The 20212-nt window shown below is 40.6% G+C and carries 17 protein-coding genes and 1 pseudogene; 9 read left to right on the plus strand and 9 right to left on the minus strand.

What is annotated here, in order from left to right; genetic code table 11:
* From GQR45_RS19035 to GQR45_RS19050, 4 genes are all read right to left on the minus strand, one after another.
* Positions 1–299, minus strand: a 299-nt coding sequence (locus GQR45_RS19035; protein WP_165726761.1) for a transposase, incomplete at its 3' end; no start/stop codon positions are given.
* A gap of 215 nt (positions 300–514) precedes the next feature.
* Positions 515–1315, minus strand: a complete 801-nt coding sequence (locus GQR45_RS19040; RefSeq protein ID WP_165726762.1) for a hypothetical protein — start codon at positions 1313–1315, stop codon at positions 515–517.
* Positions 1316–1675: 360 nt separating this feature from the next.
* The gene (locus GQR45_RS19045) at positions 1676–1927 is read right to left on the minus strand and encodes a Rho-binding antiterminator (RefSeq protein ID WP_007378407.1); all 252 of its coding nucleotides are present in this window, start codon (positions 1925–1927) and stop codon (positions 1676–1678) included.
* Positions 1928–1943: 16 nt separating this feature from the next.
* Entirely contained in the window at positions 1944–2783 is an 840-nt protein-coding gene (locus tag GQR45_RS19050) for a DUF417 family protein (RefSeq protein WP_165726763.1), read from the minus strand.
* A gap of 286 nt (positions 2784–3069) precedes the next feature.
* Between GQR45_RS19050 and GQR45_RS19055 the strand changes: the two genes are divergently transcribed.
* A complete protein-coding gene (locus GQR45_RS19055) occupies positions 3070–4536 on the plus strand; it encodes a DASS family sodium-coupled anion symporter (protein ID WP_165726764.1) in 1467 nt (488 codons plus the stop codon).
* A 221-nt stretch (positions 4537–4757) separates the two neighbouring features.
* On the opposite strand, the gene GQR45_RS19060 is transcribed toward GQR45_RS19055, so the two are convergent.
* The gene (locus GQR45_RS19060) at positions 4758–5393 is read right to left on the minus strand and encodes a trimeric intracellular cation channel family protein (RefSeq protein WP_004334621.1); all 636 of its coding nucleotides are present in this window, start codon (positions 5391–5393) and stop codon (positions 4758–4760) included.
* 711 nt (positions 5394–6104) lie between these two features.
* Here GQR45_RS19060 and xdhA point away from each other — a divergent pair.
* Genes xdhA through puuE form a run of 8 tightly spaced genes read left to right on the plus strand, consistent with a single transcriptional unit; the run spans position 6105 to position 15175 of the window.
* Positions 6105–7604, plus strand: coding sequence for a xanthine dehydrogenase small subunit (gene xdhA, locus GQR45_RS19065; protein ID WP_165726765.1), 1500 nt, complete (start codon positions 6105–6107; stop codon positions 7602–7604).
* Entirely contained in the window at positions 7591–9930 is a 2340-nt protein-coding gene (xdhB, locus tag GQR45_RS19070; protein WP_165726766.1) for a xanthine dehydrogenase molybdopterin binding subunit, read from the plus strand. The genes xdhA and xdhB overlap by 14 nt, the downstream gene beginning before the upstream one ends.
* The gene (gene xdhC / locus GQR45_RS19075) at positions 9923–10828 is read left to right on the plus strand and encodes a xanthine dehydrogenase accessory protein XdhC (protein WP_165726767.1); all 906 of its coding nucleotides are present in this window, start codon (positions 9923–9925) and stop codon (positions 10826–10828) included. Before xdhB ends, xdhC begins: the two co-directional genes overlap by 8 nt.
* The gene (gene uraD, locus GQR45_RS19080) at positions 10810–11310 is read left to right on the plus strand and encodes a 2-oxo-4-hydroxy-4-carboxy-5-ureidoimidazoline decarboxylase (protein WP_165726768.1); all 501 of its coding nucleotides are present in this window, start codon (positions 10810–10812) and stop codon (positions 11308–11310) included. The genes xdhC and uraD overlap by 19 nt, the downstream gene beginning before the upstream one ends.
* On the plus strand, positions 11307–11657 hold the full coding sequence (gene uraH / locus GQR45_RS19085) for a hydroxyisourate hydrolase (protein WP_033028479.1): 351 nt from the start codon (positions 11307–11309) through the stop codon (positions 11655–11657). The genes uraD and uraH overlap by 4 nt, the downstream gene beginning before the upstream one ends.
* A 2-nt stretch (positions 11658–11659) precedes the next feature.
* Positions 11660–13024, plus strand: a complete 1365-nt coding sequence (guaD, locus tag GQR45_RS19090; RefSeq protein ID WP_165726769.1) for a guanine deaminase — start codon at positions 11660–11662, stop codon at positions 13022–13024.
* 5 nt (positions 13025–13029) lie between these two features.
* Positions 13030–14241, plus strand: coding sequence for a urate hydroxylase PuuD (locus GQR45_RS19095; RefSeq protein ID WP_165726770.1), 1212 nt, complete (start codon positions 13030–13032; stop codon positions 14239–14241).
* A 1-nt stretch (position 14242) separates the two neighbouring features.
* Positions 14243–15175, plus strand: coding sequence for an allantoinase PuuE (gene puuE / locus GQR45_RS19100; protein ID WP_165726771.1), 933 nt, complete (start codon positions 14243–14245; stop codon positions 15173–15175).
* A gap of 80 nt (positions 15176–15255) precedes the next feature.
* On the opposite strand, the pseudogene GQR45_RS19105 reads toward puuE, so the two are convergent.
* The 4 genes and pseudogenes from GQR45_RS19105 to GQR45_RS19120 all read right to left on the minus strand — a co-directional run bounded on the left by GQR45_RS19105 (position 15256) and on the right by GQR45_RS19120 (position 20067).
* A pseudogene (locus GQR45_RS19105) lies at positions 15256–15945 on the minus strand (LuxR C-terminal-related transcriptional regulator).
* Positions 15946–16128: 183 nt separating this feature from the next.
* Positions 16129–17631, minus strand: coding sequence for a trehalase family glycosidase (locus GQR45_RS19110; protein WP_165726772.1), 1503 nt, complete (start codon positions 17629–17631; stop codon positions 16129–16131).
* 14 nt (positions 17632–17645) lie between these two features.
* Positions 17646–18884: an MFS transporter gene (locus GQR45_RS19115; protein ID WP_165726773.1), complete on the minus strand. Its 1239-nt coding sequence runs from the start codon at positions 18882–18884 to the stop codon at positions 17646–17648.
* A 175-nt stretch (positions 18885–19059) separates the two neighbouring features.
* Complete coding sequence (locus GQR45_RS19120; protein ID WP_165726774.1) at positions 19060–20067, minus strand: substrate-binding domain-containing protein; 1008 nt, start codon at positions 20065–20067, stop codon at positions 19060–19062.
* Positions 20068–20212 lie beyond the last annotated feature (145 nt).

Genomic DNA, 20212 nt, shown 5'->3' on the forward strand with positions numbered 1-20212 from the left:
TGGATATCTCCCGACACACTCATAAATAAAATGTTCGTCTCACACGCTTTAGCAATTCGACGGCTACTGATCAAACCATGTGCATAGCCCAGTAAAATAATCTTTAGCATTACCGAAGGCGGATACGCAGCAGCGCCCGTTTTGTCATTGTTGTACCACGCGTCAAACCCCGATAAATCGAGTTTATTTTCGACAATATAACAAAGGGCATACTCAAAAGTGCCAGGCAGAATTTGCTCAGCGAAATTGATAGGAATGAATTTATTTTGACAGGATAAGTCAGGCTTGTAGTTAGCCATAACAGTTTACCGTGGGTGAATAATATCTATTAGATCACAGCGAACAGATGGATTCAAGGTTAAAAAGCAACCAACCAAGAATTGTTGGATACGTTCCTAAAAAGAGTAATTCTACAGCCTCAACGCTTTGCTAAGCGGCTAAAAATGGCTGGCTATAATAGCGAGGTACGAGCACAGCCAGCTGTTTGTGTCCGTTTAAGCAACTTGTTATACGTTTAAGCACCAATATATTTACCTAGTATTGACCCAAGCCACCCAAAAACATTACTTATAATTAAAAGTGTTATTGCTACAAATATACCAGCAACAAATGCCTGAGATAACCAATTTAACGAGCTTTTATCTTGTCTAATAAACCTCACATTTGGAAAAGAGAACTCAAGAAACCTAAGGATTTGTTGATTAAGGAACCCCCAAGTATTGGAAAAAATTAGAAAAGCGAAAAGGAATGTTATTACAAAAGAGTTTTCAATATTTATATGCGGTGAAATCTGCAAGCCTGCGATTAGGCTCAATATAAAACCAAATACAACGCCCGCAATCTGAACTATTAATTGGCTCCAAGTATTACGAACTAACCAATTTTTATTTTTACCTTTTTTAATTATTTCAAGTAACCCGCAAAACACAGAGTCAACAGAATCACTATCATCAGAGGAAACTTGAATAAATGTATTCCTAGGATCTTTCGCATCAATTTTAATTTCAAAATGCTCCCCGTACATTCTATTAGTTTTCACGCTTTGAGCGGAATCTAGCGTAAAAATAACCCGTTCAATAGAATTAGCTTGCGAGTAGTGTTTTTGAAGTTCAGAGAAATCTGTCGGTTTATAGCCTCGGTTATCAAAACGAATTATATAATTTAACATTAATTCTTGATCGGGTTCAGCACCAGATTCTTTTAATTTTTCGTTTGCTTTAGTTTCACGCTCAGTTAGAAATTCATTGATCTGCTCTAACATTTGCTCTGTAACACTAAAGTTTTCGAGAAACTCATCTCTTAAATAATTAGCCAAATCTGAACTCCATTTTCTAAAAACGTATAACATCTTATTGAACACCACTTTGGGGGGTTATAACACCCCAAAGCGGCGTATATTACACCGCTCAATAATTCCACTAAATAACTGCAATGTAAACAAACAATTAGGTATGCAATGAAAAAGCCTTTGTTATTTTGCACCAAAACGGCTTTTAATAATGTTATTGGACAAAGTAAAATAGCTGTTTATATGAATAGTTCAGTCTGAAGAAAAATTTTGGCTTTGTGCATTTAGCGCGTAATTAGCTAAAGCATTGGTGAGATAAGCGAGCCTTAACATATTAATGATACAGGCTCGCTGAGGTGTTTATAATAAAACGAATGAGTGAGGTGTTTACTTTACATCAAAATTCACGTGGTCAAAGTATGGATTTTGTTCACGCGCTTTAAGTACGCTGATTGTAGTGAGCACAATGAGTTGCAGTTCGTTATTTACGTTAACAACTATGCATTCGTCTTTATTTGCATTGCGCTTTGTATCAGTGGCTACACCACATACACCATCACCATTTTTTAATACAAGCTCAATATTCAGCCTGTGCATACAGGCAATTTCAATGTAGTCATATTGGTGGCAACTGATCATAAAGCCTCGTTATAAATTACTTAGCTGATTGAAAAAGCATTAAATTAGCAATTACTGCAAGGTTGGCTATATACCAAAGATCTTTAATTACAAACATACCGAGACCATCTAATAAAGTGGCGGCACTAAATGCACCGGTTGCGGTAATTAAGAATGTTTGAGTCATTAAAAATACACTCAAACACGCTAAGCCACTTACAATAATTAGCTTTTTATTATTTAAAAATAGCCCTAAGCCTAATAGCACAGCAAATAATACATCAAATCCGCCAATCACGTTAGACGCGCCTTGTACGCTAAATACCGTGTATAACCACGACATAAACGGTGAGGTTTCTACTAAACTTACAATGCCTTTTGCTTCAAACTCATAAAACTTCATGCCGCCAATCCACAATAAAACCATGGCAACCGGTATAAAGTTTAAAAGTACGTGTTGTTTGTCGGTAAGTTTGTCTTTATAAAATAAAAACAAATACAAAGGCACTACAGCAAAGTATTTAATTATGCCCTGCCCACTACCAATGATTGGAAAGCCGCCAAGTTGAGCCATCCAACGGTTACTGGCAAACAAGGTAAGTAATGCTACTAAACTTATAATTGCTGCAAGTAAAAGTGCTGGCGTAGGTTTCATTAGCTTAAGGTGAGCGAGCACGGTGGCAAACGCTAAAGCAACCATAAATGAGCCACTAATCAAACCTAATGCAGATACAGACATTAGCGAATCAACGCCATAAAAACTAAACGTAGCCGTTAACGTATTAGGGTTTGCTCCTAACGCAAACGATAAGCCAAGTAACAAAAAGCTACTCGCTAATAAAAAAGTAATCACGTTGTTGGTTAATTTTAAGTTCATTGTATTTCCAAGTATTCGTTAAGACTTACAAAGACCTTGCTAGTCGATAAAACAATTCAAGCTAACTCTTAAAAATATAAGAGTTGATTAAGCACAACGTAAGCTCTCATCGGGTAATGTAATCAATCACTTTAGTTTATGATTTATTACCTCTTTATTAATAAAATTAAATAAGTCTAATATTCATATGATGTGCGTCATTTTTTTTATTATAAAATGAAGTAGAATAACGTCGCCTTTTCAATACACAGAATGCATGCATTTCTAAAACTTAGGGACATTTTTAATGAAGGGTACTGATATTCGAGTTACCTCTGGACTGATTTCTATAGCCATTGTTTTACTACTTTGGTTTGCTGTACCGCCCCCGCAAGGTGTTACCGAAAACGCATGGCATTTGCTCGCTTTATTTATTGGTACTGTAGTTGCCATTATTGGTAAAGCAATGCCTATCGGCGCCATTGCTATTTTAGCTATTACTTCTGTTGCGTTAACCGGCGTAACTAATGACAGCCCATCTGGCGCTATTAAGGATGCATTAAGTGGCTTTTCTAATTCATTAATTTGGTTGATTGGTATTGCTATTATTATATCTCGGGGTTTAGCTAAAACTGGTTTGGGAAATCGCATTGGCTATAATTTTATTTCTCTTTTTGGTAAAAAAACAATTGGTATTGGTTACGCACTCGCACTTTCTGAACTTGTTATAGCGCCTGTAACGCCAAGTAATACCGCGCGAGGCGGCGCTATTATTCACCCAATTATGAAGTCGATAGCAACAAGCTTCGGCTCGTCCCCTGAGGAAGGCACCTCTCGTAAAATTGGGCACTACCTTGCTTTAGTGAGCTACCATATAAACCCTATTACATCAGCTATGTTTATTACGGCAACTGCGCCAAACCCTCTAATTGTAAAGCTGATTGCTGATGCTACCGGTGCAAATATTAGTATTACTTGGGGTACGTGGGCACTCGCAGCGCTTGTTCCTGGTTTGCTATGTATTGCCCTTGTGCCTTTGGTTGTTTATGCCATTTACCCACCTGAAGTTAAAAGTACGCCCGACGCTAAAACCTACGCAGAATCTAAATTAACTGAAATGGGCCCAATGAGTTACGGCGAAAAAATAATGGTGGGTGTTTTTGCCATGCTGCTTATTTTATGGGCCGGCGTGCCTGCAATGATTTTAGGGGCTGACTACGCAGTTAACACAACCGCAGTGGCTTTTTTAGGTTTGTCGGTTTTATTAGTGACTGGTGTATTAAGCTGGGACGATGTACTTAAAGAAAAGTCTGCGTGGGATACCGTTGTTTGGTTTTCAGCATTAGTAATGATGGCCACTTTTTTAAATAAATTAGGTTTGGTAACGTGGTTTTCAACACTTGTTGAGAGCAACATTGCGCAACTGGGTTTTGACTGGATTGTATCGGCCATTATATTGGTAGCTGTGTATTTTTACGCTCATTACTTTTTTGCCAGTACCACAGCACATATTACTGCTATGTTTGCCGCATTTTACGCCGCAGGTTTAGCGCTTGGCGCACCGCCTTTATTTTTAGGTTTACTGTTAGCTGGCGCTTCATCACTCATGATGTCGTTAACACATTACGCAACGGGCACATCTCCCATAGTGTTTGGCTCAGGCTATGTATCATTAAAAGACTGGTGGGTAATGGGCCTTATAATGAGCATTATTAATTTAAGTGTATGGGGAATTATTGGCGGGCTTTGGTGGAAAGCACTTGGGTATTGGTAGTGCTGTGTATAGGTAGTAATGTCTTTGTTAGCTTAACCAGCATGTTTAACTCTATGCGCTTGTTTTAGTCGTACCTAATTAAAAGCGCTATAGCCCTAAAAATATAAACTTTAGGGCTATTATAAGGAAGTATTAAAGCTTTATAAACGACTCAGTTTTACCATTATTGATGAAGATAATTACGAGTACCACATGCAAACGCGGGCTACTCGTAGCTAAAATTAGTCGCTTTGATCTCTGAAGTCTTTTTTTCTGAAAATAGTTAAATGCCAGCCCCAATGCAAAGAGCCTAATCTTAAAAAAATAGTCGTGAAAAATGAGCCTAAAATACACCAAATGTAATCTACATTAAGGCTAAATAAAGCAGCATAAACTGCACCACCCGCTAAACATGCAGAGGCGTAAGGTTCGCTGCGCATAACAGTTGGCACTTCACGGCAAATTACGTCACGTATTAAACCACCAAATATACCTGTAGTAATACCCATGGTAATTGCGACTACCATGCCAGAGCCATTAATGAGTGCTTTTTCTATCCCCATAATATTAAATAACGCCATACCAACAGCGTCTACCAATAAAAAGTAGTAATTATTAACGCGCGGTAAGTATCGAATAAATGCAATTGTTGCTATAACGGCCCCGTAGGTCGAATACAAATACTCCGGGGTAGCAATCCAAAATACCGGTTTGTTTAAAAGTATATCTCTGAGGGTACCGCCCCCTAGTGCTGTAACGGTTGCAACCACTACTACGCCAAAGCCACTAATGTTTTTTTCATACCCAAGCAATGCCCCTGCAACAGCAAAAAATGCAACACCGAGTAACCCTAGTACCATAAAGTATTCAGCAGTCATGGTAATTCCTTTTTAAAGTTTATTAGGAGTTGTATCAACTTACGTGCCAAAAAAACATCTCTCAAAAGTTGAATTAACTTTGAAAAATACATTTAAAAACAACGCTGTAATTCACACTGAATGCAGTTTGAGGTTAGGTTTTATGAAAGGTAATATTTGAGAAGGTAATTATTTTAAAAGTAGGTATTTTTTACACGTTGTTTATAAGTAGGCCCATAAATTAAGCTAGCGCTATTTATCCACTCAAAATATGCAAGATAGCCTACAAAAATTGACTCAAAGATTAATAGGCTAATACCTATCCAACTTGCAAAGTTACGTAAAAAAATAACGCTGACACCTACCCTAATTTTTCATTGTTGATTGGTATTATACGGCCATTAAAAAAACATGTCCCTTTGGTCAGGTTTAACCACACTACAAAGCATTTTCATTAACGTGCTTTTACCAGCCCTATTTTCCCCTTTAGATTTAAATAGTAAAAGCATTCGCTTCACCGTGCCTTATTTTTAAGGCTACTCCGTTATTACCTATACCTCGATAATTTAACCCAACCGCCCTTAACTGACCAAGCGGTCAACAATGGCATAGTAACTGCAATAAGCTAATTAAAGATTAAAAAGTATTTTTGTTACCCGTGCGCAAACAACAAGAAAAAACATACGCCAAGCCTTTATGTATCAGGGCTTTATAAAAATTAAGGGGGTCTGTGTGATTCAATTTTTATTAAATAACACGCCAATTGAAGTACAAGAATGTTCGCCAAGTCTCACCATTTTGGACTGGCTTCGCACCAAAAAAGGGAAAGTGGGCACCAAAGAAGGATGTGCAACTGGCGACTGTGGTGCGTGCACAATTTTAGTGGGTGAAGAGCGTATAAATGCAAACGGGCAAACTAGTTGGCAATACAAAACAATGAACAGCTGTTTATTGTTATTAGGTAATGCGCATGCAAAACATATAGTAACGGTAGAGGCTGTGACTACTGGTTTATACCCAAACTTAACCGATTTACACCCCGTACAACGTGCACTCGTTGAGTGCCATGGTTCGCAATGTGGTTTTTGCACACCCGGTATAATAATGAGTTTGTTGGCTCTTTATATTAATGAACCAACGTACCCTGGTAAAAAAGCGGTTATTCATGCACTTAGCGGTAACTTATGCCGTTGTACAGGTTATAGCCCTATATTACTTGCAGCAGAAAAAGCCTATAGCTATGACCGTAAAGCTGAACCGTACTCAGCAATGGCCGCTCAATTTAAAGCATCACTTAATACGCAATATGATGACGATATTCCATTTTTAAAAAATGGTCCTCGCAAATTTTACTTACCACAAATAGCCCAACAACTTGTTGAGCTAAAAGCGCTTTATCCTTATGCACATTTAGTTGCTGGTGGCACCGACTTTGCCATTGAGCTTAGCCAAAACATGCTCTTACCGGATGTAATTATCTCCCTTAGCCAAGTAAAGGAGCTTTGCACCTTGGTAGATAATAACGGTGAGCTACACATTGGTGCAGCACTCCCTTATAGCCAATTTGTTGAGGTATTTTATAACCATTACCCAGAGTCAAAAGAGCTATTTGAACGCTTAGGATCAAGCCAAGTACGTAACAGCGGCACACTCGGTGGCAGCATAGGGAATGCCTCTCCGATTGGCGATCCCGCTCCCCTTTTAATCGCTCTTAATGCATCAATGGATTTATTAAGCAGCGCTGGTACGCGCACTATTAAAGTTGCCGACTACTTTATTGATTACAAAAAAACAGTTCTTAAAAGCGATGAAGTAATAAGTAAGTTCACCATCCCAAAGCGCCCAGAGTCGCTAAAACTTGCGTGTCATAAAATATCAAAACGCTTTGAAGACGATATATCTACCGTGTGTTTGGTACTTGCTATAGAGCATTCACAAAACGTGATTACTCAAGCCCGCTGCGCTATGGGCGGTATGGCTGCTATTCCTAAACGCGCACATCATATTGAGCAAAAGCTGATATCTCAATCATTACAAGTAAGTAGTTTTATAGACGCAGCAACGGCTATTAACGATGACTTTACGCCCATGAGCGATGTAAGAAGCAGTGCGCATTACCGCACCACGGTAAGCAAAAACTTATTACAACGCATTGGTATTGAGTTTTGTGAGCCGCAAGCACGCAACAATAACAACATTGCCATTACGAGGATCTCACATGCGTCACTTTGAAATGGATAAACTAAAAGCGCAAGGTGGTAGCGTTGGGCAATCTAAATATCACGAAAGCGCTATTAAACAAGTTTGTGGCAGTGCAAATTTTGCCGACGATAACCCGGAGCCATACGGCTGCCTACATGCTTACCCAGTGCTCGCCCCTGTTACAAGCGGCTTTATTAAATCAATAGATACAAGTCACGCACTGGCAGTTGAAGGCGTTAAACGTATTTTATCGGCCGAAGATGTACCGGGTAAATTAGATATTGGCCCGGTATTTCCAGGTGACGTATTACTCACTAGTCATGAAATTCAATACCACGGGCAACCTGTGCTGGTAGTAGTTGCGGACAGCTACGCCATAGCACGTCGCGCGGCACGTTTAGTGGTTATAGAGTGCGAGCAAACCACACCCATACTCGATATTAAAGAAGCTATTAGCAAAGAGCATTGGGTAAGGCCGCCCCATTCACTTAACCGTGGTAACAGCGAACAAGCCATTAATAACTCAGCCCACCAGCTTAAAGGCGAAATAAACATAGGCGGGCAAGAACACTTTTATTTAGAAGGCCAAATAGCGCTGGCGCAACCTGATAACGACGGGGGCATTCATGTTCAGTGCTCTACGCAACACCCTACTGAGGTGCAGCACTTAGTCGCTAAAATTTTAAAAAAGCCATTTAGTTTTGTAAACGTAGAAACCCGCCGTATGGGCGGTGCTTTTGGCGGCAAAGAAACCCAAGGCGCACCATGGGCATGCCTTGCAGCTCTTGCGGTTTACCACCTTGGCTGCGCAGTAAAAATGCGCCTAGCCCGCAGCGACGATTTTAAATTAACCGGTAAGCGCCACCCTTTTTATAATCACTATCATGTCGGTTTTGACGAAAATGGCTTAATAGAAGGTGCCGACATTACCGTAAACGGATTTTGTGGCTACTCGCCTGATTTATCGGATGCAATTGTAGACCGTGCCATGTTTCATGCCGACAACGCCTACTACTACCCAGCCGCCACAATTAAAGGTAATCGCTGTAAAGTAAATACCATAAGCCATACCGCATTTAGAGGGTTTGGTGGCCCGCAGGGAATGATTACGGGCGAGCTAATAATGGACGATATAGCCGCCAAATTAGGTAAAGATCCGCTTGAGATCCGAAAACTTAATTTATACAAAAAAGGCCGCGATACCACGCCGTACCATCAAACCGTAGAGCAACATATTTTAAAAGATATGATAAGCCAGCTTGAGGAGTCGGGTGACTACTGGGCACGTAAAGAGGCCATTAAAGCATTTAACGTATCGTCACCTATTATCAAAAAAGGCCTTGCGATGACGCCGGTTAAATACGGTATTTCGTTTACGGTACAACACTTAAACCAAGCCGGTGCATTAGTACATGTATATAGCGATGGTTCTATACATTTAAACCACGGCGGCACCGAAATGGGCCAAGGGCTCAACACCAAAATTGCGCAAATTGTGGCCCATGGCTTTGGGGTCGATTTTAACGCGGTAAGTATTAGTGCTACGCGTACCGACAAAGTACCAAACACCTCGCCAACAGCGGCTTCAAGCGGTACCGACTTAAACGGTATGGCGGCGCTAAATGCAGTAAACACAATAAAAGAGCGCTTAATAAACTTTATTACCGAGCACTTTGAAGTAGACAGCAACACTGTTGTATTTAAAGATAACCTCATTACTTTTAGTAAAGGTGAAATAAGCTTTAGTGAACTTGCAAACCTTGCTTACATGAATCGTATATCGCTTTCATCTACCGGTTATTACGCCACACCTAAAATTCATTACGACAGAGCCAAAGGCGAAGGCCGTCCGTTTTTTTACTACGCTCACGGCGTAGCACTCAGTGAAGTAGAAGTAGATACGCTTACGGGCGAAAACACGGTAACCCGCGTTGATATACTGCACGATGTAGGCAGTTCAATTAATCCAGCACTTGATATAGGGCAAATTGAAGGCGCCTTTGTGCAAGGTATGGGCTGGCTAACAACTGAAGACTTACAATGGAATGATAAAGGCCAGCTTGCAAGCTTTGGCCCAGCCAACTACAAAATACCAGCCATTGGCGATACACCTGCCGAATTTAACGTCAATCTTTATAACTCAGCAAATCCAGAAACCACCGTGTTTAGATCAAAAGCCGTAGGCGAGCCGCCATTTATGCTGGCCTTTAGTGTATGGAGCGCTATTCGTAATGCCATAAGTAGTGTGGCTGATTACAAATACACCGCCCCATTGGATACACCCGCAACCCCAGAGCGAGTATTGAGTGCAATTGAGCAAACCGCTAGTTGGTTTAAGGAGCATCAACATGACTAATTTAAATGAGTCGTTTCAGGGTTTTCATACTCAAAACTGGGCGCAGGCTATAAACGAGCACGAACAAAGCGGCACTAATTATGTAATTGCCACGGTACTTGGCACAAATGGCTCAACCCCTCGCGGCACAGGCTCTAAAATGGTAATAAGCGGCGAGCATATTTACGACACTCTTGGCGGTGGCCACCTTGAATACGTAGTAATAGAAAAAGCCCGCGAACTACTTACCAAAGGCGAAGCCGCCCAAGTAATTGAGCAATTTAACCTAGGTGCAAATTTAGGCCAGTGCTGCGGCGGAGCTGCCACCGTTATGCTTGAATGCATGCAATGCGAGCGATTTACCCTCGACATTTATGGCGCAGGCCATGTAGCACAAGCGCTTATTGGTATATTGGCACAGCTGCCTATGCGCATACGCTGGATAGATAGCCGCGCAGATGTATTCCCACAGGCTATTCCAAATAACGTAGTAAAAGTGGTTGATGAAGAGCCAATAGAACAAGTAAAACGTGCGCCTAAAGCTAATAACTACTTAATACTTACCCATAACCACCAGCTCGACTTTGCACTCACCCAAGCCATTATTAAACGCGCTGATGCCAATTGGCTGGGCGTTATTGGCTCTGACACTAAAGCAAAACGTTTTAAACAACGCCTAGCACATCGCGATTTTACAGCCGCTCAAATACAACAAATGACCTGCCCTGTTGGGCTTAAAAATATTACGGGCAAATTACCAATGGAAGTGGCTATTTCGATTAGTGGACAGCTAATTGCCCTTTATCAGGCTATGCAAACCCAAGCGCCAAAACGCCAAGGCTTGCAGTGGCGCACACTAAAAAATGCCTTAATTAGCACCACGCAGGAGGAAGTAGACGCATGCGTAGCTTACAAATAAATACGCTAAATGATGCACAAGCAAAACAAGCACTTGAGCATTGCTGCGCGGCCCCTAACTGGGTGGCAGCCATGGTAAAAGCAATGCCATTTAAAAGTGCTCAACAGCTGTATGAATGCGCAAAAAACATATGGGATAGCCTTGGCGAGAGCGACTATTTAGCTGCCTTCGAAGGCCACCCGCAAATAGGCGACTTATCAACCCTTAGCAAAAAATACATAGCCACCGCACAAAAAGCGGGCCATGAGCAATCGGGTATGAGCAAAGCAAACGAAGCCGTACTTACCAAAATGATTGCCCTTAATAAAGAGTACCTGAGCAAGTTTGGCTTTATTTTTATTGTGTGCGCCACCGGTAAAACGGCCGAACAAATGCTTGAACTCATAGAGCAGCGCATACACAACACCTGCAGCACAGAGCTTGCTATAGCCGCGGGCGAACAAGCCAAAATAACAAAAATAAGATTGGAGTCATTGCTATGAATAAAAGTATGAACAAAAGCCCTATTACCACCCATATACTTGATACCAGCACCGGAAAACCTGCAGCAAACGTTGCTGTTAAGCTATTTAAACTTACAAATAACGAATGGGTACAACTAACCCAAGGCACAACCGATACCGATGGGCGAATTACCGACTGGCTAAATACAGAAGTAGAATTTGCAACCTATAAGCTAGTCTTTGATTTAGATAGTTATTACCAAAACCAACCTACCCCTGCGTTTTACCCAGAGGCACAAATAACGTTTAGATTACAAGATACTAAACATCATCATATCCCATTGTTGCTTAGCCCGTTTGGCTACTCTACATACAGAGGTAGCTAATAATGAGCACGCAAAACAATAATAACTTAACAGTAGTTTGTGCCGATATACTCGACTTTATTGACGACCCTGCCATTGCTGGCGAAAGCGCCCATCGTTTTTTTGAAAAAGGCGCATTAGTTATCAAGCACGGCAAAGTAGTTAAACTTGGTTACGAGCAAGACATATTACCTACGATTGATAAATCAGCGCGTGTTATCCGCCACGATGGCAAACTGGTTATGCCTGGTATGATTGACACCCACATACACTTACCACAAACCGAAATGGTGGGGGCGTACGGCGAGCAACTGCTAAGTTGGCTAACCGAGTATGCGTTTCCGACAGAGAAAAAATTTACGTGTAAGCATTACTCAAAAGAGATCTCTAATCGCTTTTTAGACGAGCTACTGCGCAATGGCACAACCACTGCCCTTGTATTTGGCACTGTGCACCCGCAATCGGTTGATGCGTTTTTTAAAGAATCACAAAAACGCAATTTACGTATGATTGCGGGTAAAGTAATGATGGATCGTAACTGCCCTGACGACTTATCTGATTGCGCGCAAACAAGCTATGACGAATCCAAAGCCCTAATAAAAAAATGGCACAATGTTGATAGGTTAAGCTACGCAGTTACACCGCGTTTTGCTCCCACATCAACCCCTGAGCAATTACAAAAATGCACTCAGTTACTTGAAGAATACCCAGACACCTACCTGCACACTCATCTATCTGAAAACAAAGACGAGTGCGAATGGGTAAAAGGGTTATTTCCAGAAGCCGAAGATTACCTTGGCGTTTACGAGCAAGCAAAAATGGTGCGTAAACGCTCAGTATTTGCCCATAGTATTCATTTATCTGAGCGCGAGCTTTGCTGCCTTGCAGATAACAATGCGGCTATATCGCACTGCCCTACCTCAAACCTGTTTTTAGGCTCAGGACTTTTAAATTTAAAAGCCTGTGAAGAGCACGGCATAAACGTAGGCATGGGTACCGATGTAGGCGCAGGAACAAGCTTTTCTATGCTACAAACAGGTAACGAAGCTTACAAAATCCAACAGTTACAAGGTCAAAAGTTTTCAGCATTTAAAGGGCTGTATTTAGCAACACTCGGCGGTGCTAGAGCGCTCGATTTAGAAGGGACAATTGGTAATTTTGAAGCCGGCTGTGAAGCCGATTTTATTGTAATGGATTGTTCGGCAACTTCGTTTTTAAAATTTAGAATACAACATGCCAAAACCCTGCATGAAAAACTATTTGCAATGATGATGTTAGGCGACGACCGCTGCGTTGAGCAAACCTACATTATGGGTAAAAGTGTGTATAAGCGCGATGATAGCAATCAATTTTCAGACACCCGCTCACCGGTATTAGAAGAGGCTTAACTGTTATGGAAAACTATTTATTTGAGCTTGCTCATTTAGTACTGCGTTATTTTCATGTTATTGCTGGTATAGCCTGGATTGGCGCTTCATTTTATTTTGCATGGCTTGATAACAACCTACAAACACCACCGCAATGGAAAATAGATAAAGGCATAAAAGGCGATTTATGGGCCGTGCATGGCGGTGGCTTTTACGAAGTGGCTAAGTATCAAAATGGCCCTGAACAAATGCCTCATACCCTGCATTGGTTTAAGTGGGAAGCGTACACAACCTGGATCACCGGTATATTACTATTTAGCTTACTTTATTATGTTGGCGCCGATGTGTACTTAATTGATAACAGCAAAAGTGAGCTAAGTAAATTTGTAGCTATTGGCGCATCACTTGGTTTTATTGGCTTAGGCTATGGTGTTTATCGTTTATTGTGTAAAAGCCCACTGGTCGAAAACGGCAAAGTGTTTATTGCTGTAGTTATTGGTTTATTAGCTCTATGGACTTTTGGGGTTGATCAATTATTTAGCGACCGCGCTGTGTATATTCATGTAGGCGCACTCATTGGCACGTGTATGGTGGGTAATGTGTATCACATTATTATGCCAGGGCAACGCTATATGGTAAGTGAAGTAGAAGCTGGTAGAATCCCTGATTCAGCGCCAGGTTTAAAGGCAAAGCTGTGTTCTATTCATAATAACTACGCCACGTTACCTGTGGTATTTATTATGCTTAGCAATCACTTTCCTTACACGTATAGCCACAACTTTGGCTGGCTTATTTTAATTGCGCTGTTTGGTATTGGTATGTGGATACGCCATTACTTTAACTTAAAACATCAAGGCGTTAATAAACCTTCAGTACTTATAAGTGGTATTGCAGCATTTTTTGCCCTTATGCTAGCAATAGCACCTTGGCCCAGCAGTACAACAAATGCAGACGAAAACGCGCCTTTACAAGCAAGTATTACCGACGCACAAGCGTGGGATATAATTAATAAGCACTGTACCGGGTGCCACAGCGAAACACCTACCTCTGAGCTTTTTCAAACAGCGCCGCTAGGCTTTAAGCTCGATTCTATTAGTGATGTAAAAAAAGCTAGTACGCTTATTCATACCCGCGCGGTTATAACCAAAGATATGCCACTGGCTAATATGACCAAGATGACAGACACAGAGCGAGAAGCGCTAGGCTCTTGGCTCGCAGCGCTTAAAAAGGAGCAATAATATGAGCGAGAAATTTAAAAACTACCCGCGCGATTTAATTGGTTATGGCCCAGATGTACCTCATGCAAACTGGCCTAATAAAGCACGTATTGCCGTGCAAGTGGTATTAAATTACGAAGAAGGCGGCGAAAACTGCGTGCTGCATGGTGATGCAGCCGCTGAAACGTTTTTATCAGAAATAGTCAGTGCTCCCCATGTAGAAGATCGCCATATCAGCATGGAGTCTATTTACGAATATGGCTCGCGCGCGGGCGTGTGGAGGCTACTGCGTTTATTTAAAAAATACGATATACCGGTCACCATTTTTGCAGTGACGATGGCTCTTGAACGCCATCCCGATTTAGCTAAAGCCTTTGTTGAAGCGGGCCACGAGATTGCAAGCCATGGCCTGCGCTGGATTAATTATCAAAATATAGATAAGCAAACCGAGCGCGAGCATATGCAACAAGCCATTGATGTCATTAAAAAGCTCACAGGTAAAAAGCCCAAAGGCTGGTATACCGGCCGAACTAGCCCAAATACCGCAGCCCTTGTAGTTGAGAATGGCACATTTTTATATGACGCCGACGATTACAGCGACGATTTGCCCTTTTACAGTATTAAAGAAGGTAAGCCACAGCTCATTGTGCCCTACACGCTCGATGTAAACGACATGCGCTTTGCTGCCGTGCAGGGTTTTAATGCTGGCGATCAGTTTTATAATTATTTAAAAGATGCATTTGATACGCTTTATGAAGAAGGCGACCCACAAGGCGAAAACACCCCAAAAATGATGTCGATAGGTTTGCATTGCCGCTTAATTGGCAGACCAGGAAGAATAAAAGCATTAGCACGGTTTTTAGAATATGCCCGATCGCATGAGCAGGTATGGTTTGCCACGCGCGAGCAAATCGCCGAGCACTGGCTTAAAACCCACCCGTATAAAAAAGCATAGTTTATATTTTTTAAAACATAAAAAAGCCCAGCAAAGCTGGGCTTAAATTACTTTAGGAGTAGTGAAATTTATTCAAAAAACTATTTCCCCATTGGCAGCAAAACCGATATATAGCGCTGCGCCCAATTAGCAAGCTCCACCCTGTTGCGTGAGTTAGTTTTTTTAAACGCACTGTATAAATGTGTTTTTACAGTGTGGTCGCTAATGTTAAGTTTATCAGCGATTGTATTGTTACTCGCACCCTGTGTAATTAAATGAATAACAGACTTTTCTCGTTTTGTTAAATGATCGTAATCGTCCTGCTTCAATTCAACGTCGTCGTGTAAGCTATTAAACGACGATGTCACGGCTAAAATATCGTTAAAAGCTTTTGAAATCACTTTACGCGTAAACCAAAGCTCGCCAGTATTAACACGAAGTAACCCTTTAAAAATATCTTCTGGTGGATCAGATTTATAAAAAACACCATTAAAATGGTTAAGCAATAAGTTTTGCTCGCACACATCTTCTTTATCAACATTAAAGATAACAACGCTGTAGTGTTTAGCTAAAAAAATAAGGTCTGCAGGGATGAGATCTTGCCACTTACTTTTGGCACCATCTATTAAAAACAAATCATAATTTGCACGCTGCTCAACTTTAGGAATAACATCGTCCATTTTAATATTACCAAACAAGGCCTGTAGTGTTCTTAAAATAGCAGTGTAGTTGTGTGAATGAAAAGATGATTAAAACGTTGTTTTTACAAATACTGAATTTTTATGGGGCATAAATTTCGTCCTTGAAACATTTACACTACATTACCTAAATCAAATACAACTTACAATGAGATTTTGGTATTAAAATAAAGTTATCGTTTCTCATCCTAAAAAATAAAAACCTATTAAATCAATGCATAACATACATTGCCTTCGTCTTTACAATTACTTTTGTAAGATAAATAACAGATCGGATTAGTAGTTTAGTAATTTATAAAATCGAGCCGTTACACCATTAGTCCAACCAAAGCCCTGTTGTACTTGATATTCACCACCACTGGCTAAAACCGCTGGTGTACACACATTGTATTTTTCGAGTAAACACTTATTTACTGCAAAGTTTTGCTCAACCATATTTACCCAATTTTGCATTATATGTGTACTCAATTGTGTAATACCGTAGTTATTAAGCCCCTTTACCGCAAACCATTGTAGTGGAGCCCAACCATTTGGACTATCCCACTGCTGAGGCGTTTGAGTAATAGTTGTAACAATGCCACCCTCTTTTAAAAATTCATTGGCTAATATTGTAGCTACCTTGATTGCTTGATCATTACTCGCTAAATTAACAAATAAAGCAGTAGTTGCCGCTGCACTAAGTATTGGAGATTGAGTCGTTGTACGGCAGTTATAATCAACAAAAAAGCCGGTTGGTTCATTCCAAAGGTAAGCATTAATAAGCGCCTTGCGATTGCTGGCAAGTAATTGGTAATGCTCAGCTTGTTCACTATTGCCTAGCAATTGAAAAAATTTGCTTAGCTGATTCTCTAAGTTATACATAAGGCAGTTTAAATCTATAGGAACAATATCAGTTGTTTGAATAGAGCTTAGTAAATTAGACTCACCAAGCCAACGAGAGCTAAAGTCCCAACCCGACTCACATGCAGCGCGAATATTGCGATAAAAATCAGACTTTTGCTCCTTCGCTAACCCTTGCGCTAGCGCTAAGTCTTCACGCAATGACTCTGCTCTTGGCTCACTTACATCGTCCCAATAACGATTTAAAACACCACCACAAGGCATTCTTACTACCCGCTTTGAGCCCAATAAATCACTCGAAAGCAACTGCGCGTCTTGCATCCAAAATATATATTCTTTTTCAAGTGCTGCAACGCACATAGCAAGCCATTGCGTATTAAGTGATTTGCTATGCGTATGTTCCCATAATAATTCGACCATGAGAGCTAAAACCGGTGGCTGCGAGCGTGATAAATAATAGCGACGGTTACCATTTGGAATACAACCATAATCGTTAATTAAATCGACAAAGTTAAGTAGCATATCTTCAACTACATCACCTTTATCTGCATCGATTAAGCCCAATGCTGTAAAATAACTATCCCAATAGTAAATCTCTTGAAAGCGCCCGCCAGGCACAATATAGCTGTGCTTTAGTGCTAGTAATGAATCTTGCTTCGGGGTATCCGCCTCTCTTCTAAGGCCACTCCATAACGAGTCTATATAATGTTTAACCGATGACGTATCAACCTCAGTGCCCATTGCTAGCACTGGGGAAGTAATAAAGTGTGCGTTTACAAACTCACTAAGCTGCGTATTAGTTAAAGGCGCTAATTGTTCATAGCTTTTACATGCACTTTGCCAATTAACACGCGCAATTGCATCTGCGAATGTTTTACAGTCGCTAAATACATGCTGCATTTGAACATCTTTAAATAATTGGCTGTCAAAAAAACTCATAACTTTCCTTACTGTTAAGCTGTCGTTGCGTGTTGTGAGATAGCGTCGGTTCGTTTTTTGAAAAAAATCACGCTAATAAAAATCAAACTAATGGGAACTAAAGAAAGGTAAAACGCATGCTGGCCACTAAAGTGCTCAAATACATAACCAGTTATTATTGAGCCTGTTGTGCCACCAAGTGCTGAAAAAACTACAATTAAGCCAGTCATAGCGGCATGACGATGTTTTTCAAGAGCGCTGAGCATAACTGAGTTAAGTACCGGATAGATAGGCGCCATGAAAAAGCCAATTAACGGTAAAATAAATGCAGCAAGTGGTGCATCAAATAAGCTAATTACTGTATTTTCAGTAACATTCTCAGTAAGCGGTAGGGTAATAAGTATGAGGCCGGCCATCGCAACTAAACAACTGCTCAATACAACAAACCAGTGAATGTGTTTAAGTACTTGCCCTGCTACTAAGCGCCCAAATGCAAGTGCCGCAGCAAAAATACTGGCCAGCTGAATACTAATAGCTATAGGAAGTTTTAAAACTTCATTATTGAATGTGGGTAGCCAAGTACCTACGCCCTGCTCAATTAATACGTATAAAAAAGCACTAATTATAAATATGAGTACCAACGGTTGATATGTTAGCTTAAGCATGGCGATAAAATCGAACCAACAGGAGCGTTTAGTTTTACTTATAATGGCGGGCTTTATAGGCGCAGCAATTACGCTCGCTATAACAATTAGGGCCAGAGCTGCTAGTAAGTAATAAACGTTGAGCCACGCGGTTGAATCGTTTGGATCTATAAAAGCAGTAAAAATCCAATAGCCACTTAACACACCAACCATAAAAATGCCCTCAATGGTGTTTAACAATGAAGAGTGGCTATTTGCATCATCTGTCACTTGGCCAATAATAGAGTAAACCGACACTTTAACCACAGCAAAGCCACAACCAATGGCGGCAAATAAAATTTTAAACGCATAAAAGTCACTAATTAAAGCGGTACTTACACAAGCAAGCGCAACAACAGTAAGTGCCCCTAGCATGGCCAGTTTATAGCCTAGGCGAGGAATAAACGAAGCCACTACAAATGACATTATCGCAATGGATAAATCTTTAAACCCCTCAAGCACTGAAGCTTCTGTTTTACTTACCCCAAGGGTATTTATTGCCTGCAAAATAACGGTGCCCACGCTATTTAACAAAATAGCGAAAATAAAGTAACTTGCTGCAATTGCCAGTGTGACTTTTGTTTTACTCATAATTGCCCTCGTTTTACAGCGTTATTTAAACGCTATAACGACCTTTATTGTATGCCCATAACGAGTGCATACACAGTGTGTGTTTATATCAGTGAGGTTTGAGTTTAGTTTAGAACAGCTCTCAATGCAATCGTTTGCATTTCAAATTTAACATTAACTCAACATGATTTATAAACTATCGTTTACTTGATTGGCGGGTAATCAGTTCAATATCAATTACTTGTGACACTACTTTTTCACCAGATAGTTGCTGCATCAACTTTTGAACTAATAGCGTGGCTGCGTACTGTGTGTTTTGTCGGATAGTTGATAATGAAGGGTGGCTAATGTCGGCCATAGCAATATCATCAAAACCTACTAGAGCGACATCATTAGGAATGCTTACATAACGCTCTTTTAAGGCTTTCATGGCACCTAAGGCAACCATATCACTACATGCAACTATAGCATCAAAATAAAGGCCTTTTTCACGCAGTAATTGGTTAATTGATCGATACGCTGAGCTACTTGTAATATCAATAGATACAACATGTTGCTCTAATTTATGGGATGCTAATGCGGCAGAGTACCCTCTATGACGCTCACTAATTTCACCATGTTCTGGATCGCCTAAAAATACAATGTTTTTAGCTCCGTGCTCTATTAAATGCGTTGTTGCTTGCAAGCCTCCCAGGTAATTGTCACTTCCTACAATGGGGTAGTTGCTAGGTGTTTTAGGGTCTCCCCATACCACCAGCGGAATACCTGCGTTAGCTGCATTTTCTATATTGGTTTGGTTTTTACCTTGACCTACAACAATAATACCGTCTGCACGGCGGCTATTAATAAAATAATTAGCCCAATCGTCTTGCGCCATGATTGAATTAGATAGTAAAAGCTCTAACCCTTGCTGATTAAGTGCAAGATTAATTTCGCTCACTACTTTAAGTAAAAACGGATCGCTAATCGACTGCTCTGTTTGTTCGTCAAGGTTAATTATAACCGCAACTACATTGGTTTTTTGTGTCCGCAACCGACTTGCAGCCGTATTAAGACTAAAATTATGCTCTTTAGCTAAGCGCTGAAGTTTATCGCGGGTTTCTTGCTTAATTAGCGGATTATCATTAAGCGCACGCGAAACTGTAGAGGTAGACACGCCTGCTAGTTTCGCTAAATCAGTTAATTTAATTTTTTTGTTATTCATGATCTTCCTAAATAGTCGCTTACCACTGATCAATACAATTATCTAACTCGCTGACAATATAGCATTATTATTTTTTGCTGGCGCGAACAACGACCTAAAAAGTGTTTAACATATAAATAAGCTCAATAAATAAACTATATAAATT

It is taken from the genome of Pseudoalteromonas sp. SA25 (genome assembly GCF_011378705.1).
GTDB lineage: Bacteria > Pseudomonadota > Gammaproteobacteria > Enterobacterales > Alteromonadaceae > Pseudoalteromonas > Pseudoalteromonas arctica.

Coding starts and splice junctions, on each gene's coding strand:
- uraD (WP_165726768.1), top strand. CDS start 10,810: ATGCGTAGCTTACAAATAAATACGCTAAATGATGCACAAGCAAAACAA.
- xdhB (WP_165726766.1), top strand. CDS start 7,591: ATGCGTCACTTTGAAATGGATAAACTAAAAGCGCAAGGTGGTAGCGTT.
- GQR45_RS19115 (WP_165726773.1), bottom strand. CDS start 18,884: ATGAGTAAAACAAAAGTCACACTGGCAATTGCAGCAAGTTACTTTATT.
- xdhC (WP_165726767.1), top strand. CDS start 9,923: ATGACTAATTTAAATGAGTCGTTTCAGGGTTTTCATACTCAAAACTGG.
- GQR45_RS19095 (WP_165726770.1), top strand. CDS start 13,030: ATGGAAAACTATTTATTTGAGCTTGCTCATTTAGTACTGCGTTATTTT.
- GQR45_RS19055 (WP_165726764.1), top strand. CDS start 3,070: ATGAAGGGTACTGATATTCGAGTTACCTCTGGACTGATTTCTATAGCC.
- GQR45_RS19045 (WP_007378407.1), bottom strand. CDS start 1,927: ATGATCAGTTGCCACCAATATGACTACATTGAAATTGCCTGTATGCAC.
- uraH (WP_033028479.1), top strand. CDS start 11,307: ATGAATAAAAGTATGAACAAAAGCCCTATTACCACCCATATACTTGAT.
- puuE (WP_165726771.1), top strand. CDS start 14,243: ATGAGCGAGAAATTTAAAAACTACCCGCGCGATTTAATTGGTTATGGC.
- GQR45_RS19050 (WP_165726763.1), bottom strand. CDS start 2,783: ATGAACTTAAAATTAACCAACAACGTGATTACTTTTTTATTAGCGAGT.
- GQR45_RS19120 (WP_165726774.1), bottom strand. CDS start 20,067: ATGAATAACAAAAAAATTAAATTAACTGATTTAGCGAAACTAGCAGGC.
- guaD (WP_165726769.1), top strand. CDS start 11,660: ATGAGCACGCAAAACAATAATAACTTAACAGTAGTTTGTGCCGATATA.
- GQR45_RS19110 (WP_165726772.1), bottom strand. CDS start 17,631: ATGAGTTTTTTTGACAGCCAATTATTTAAAGATGTTCAAATGCAGCAT.
- GQR45_RS19060 (WP_004334621.1), bottom strand. CDS start 5,393: ATGACTGCTGAATACTTTATGGTACTAGGGTTACTCGGTGTTGCATTT.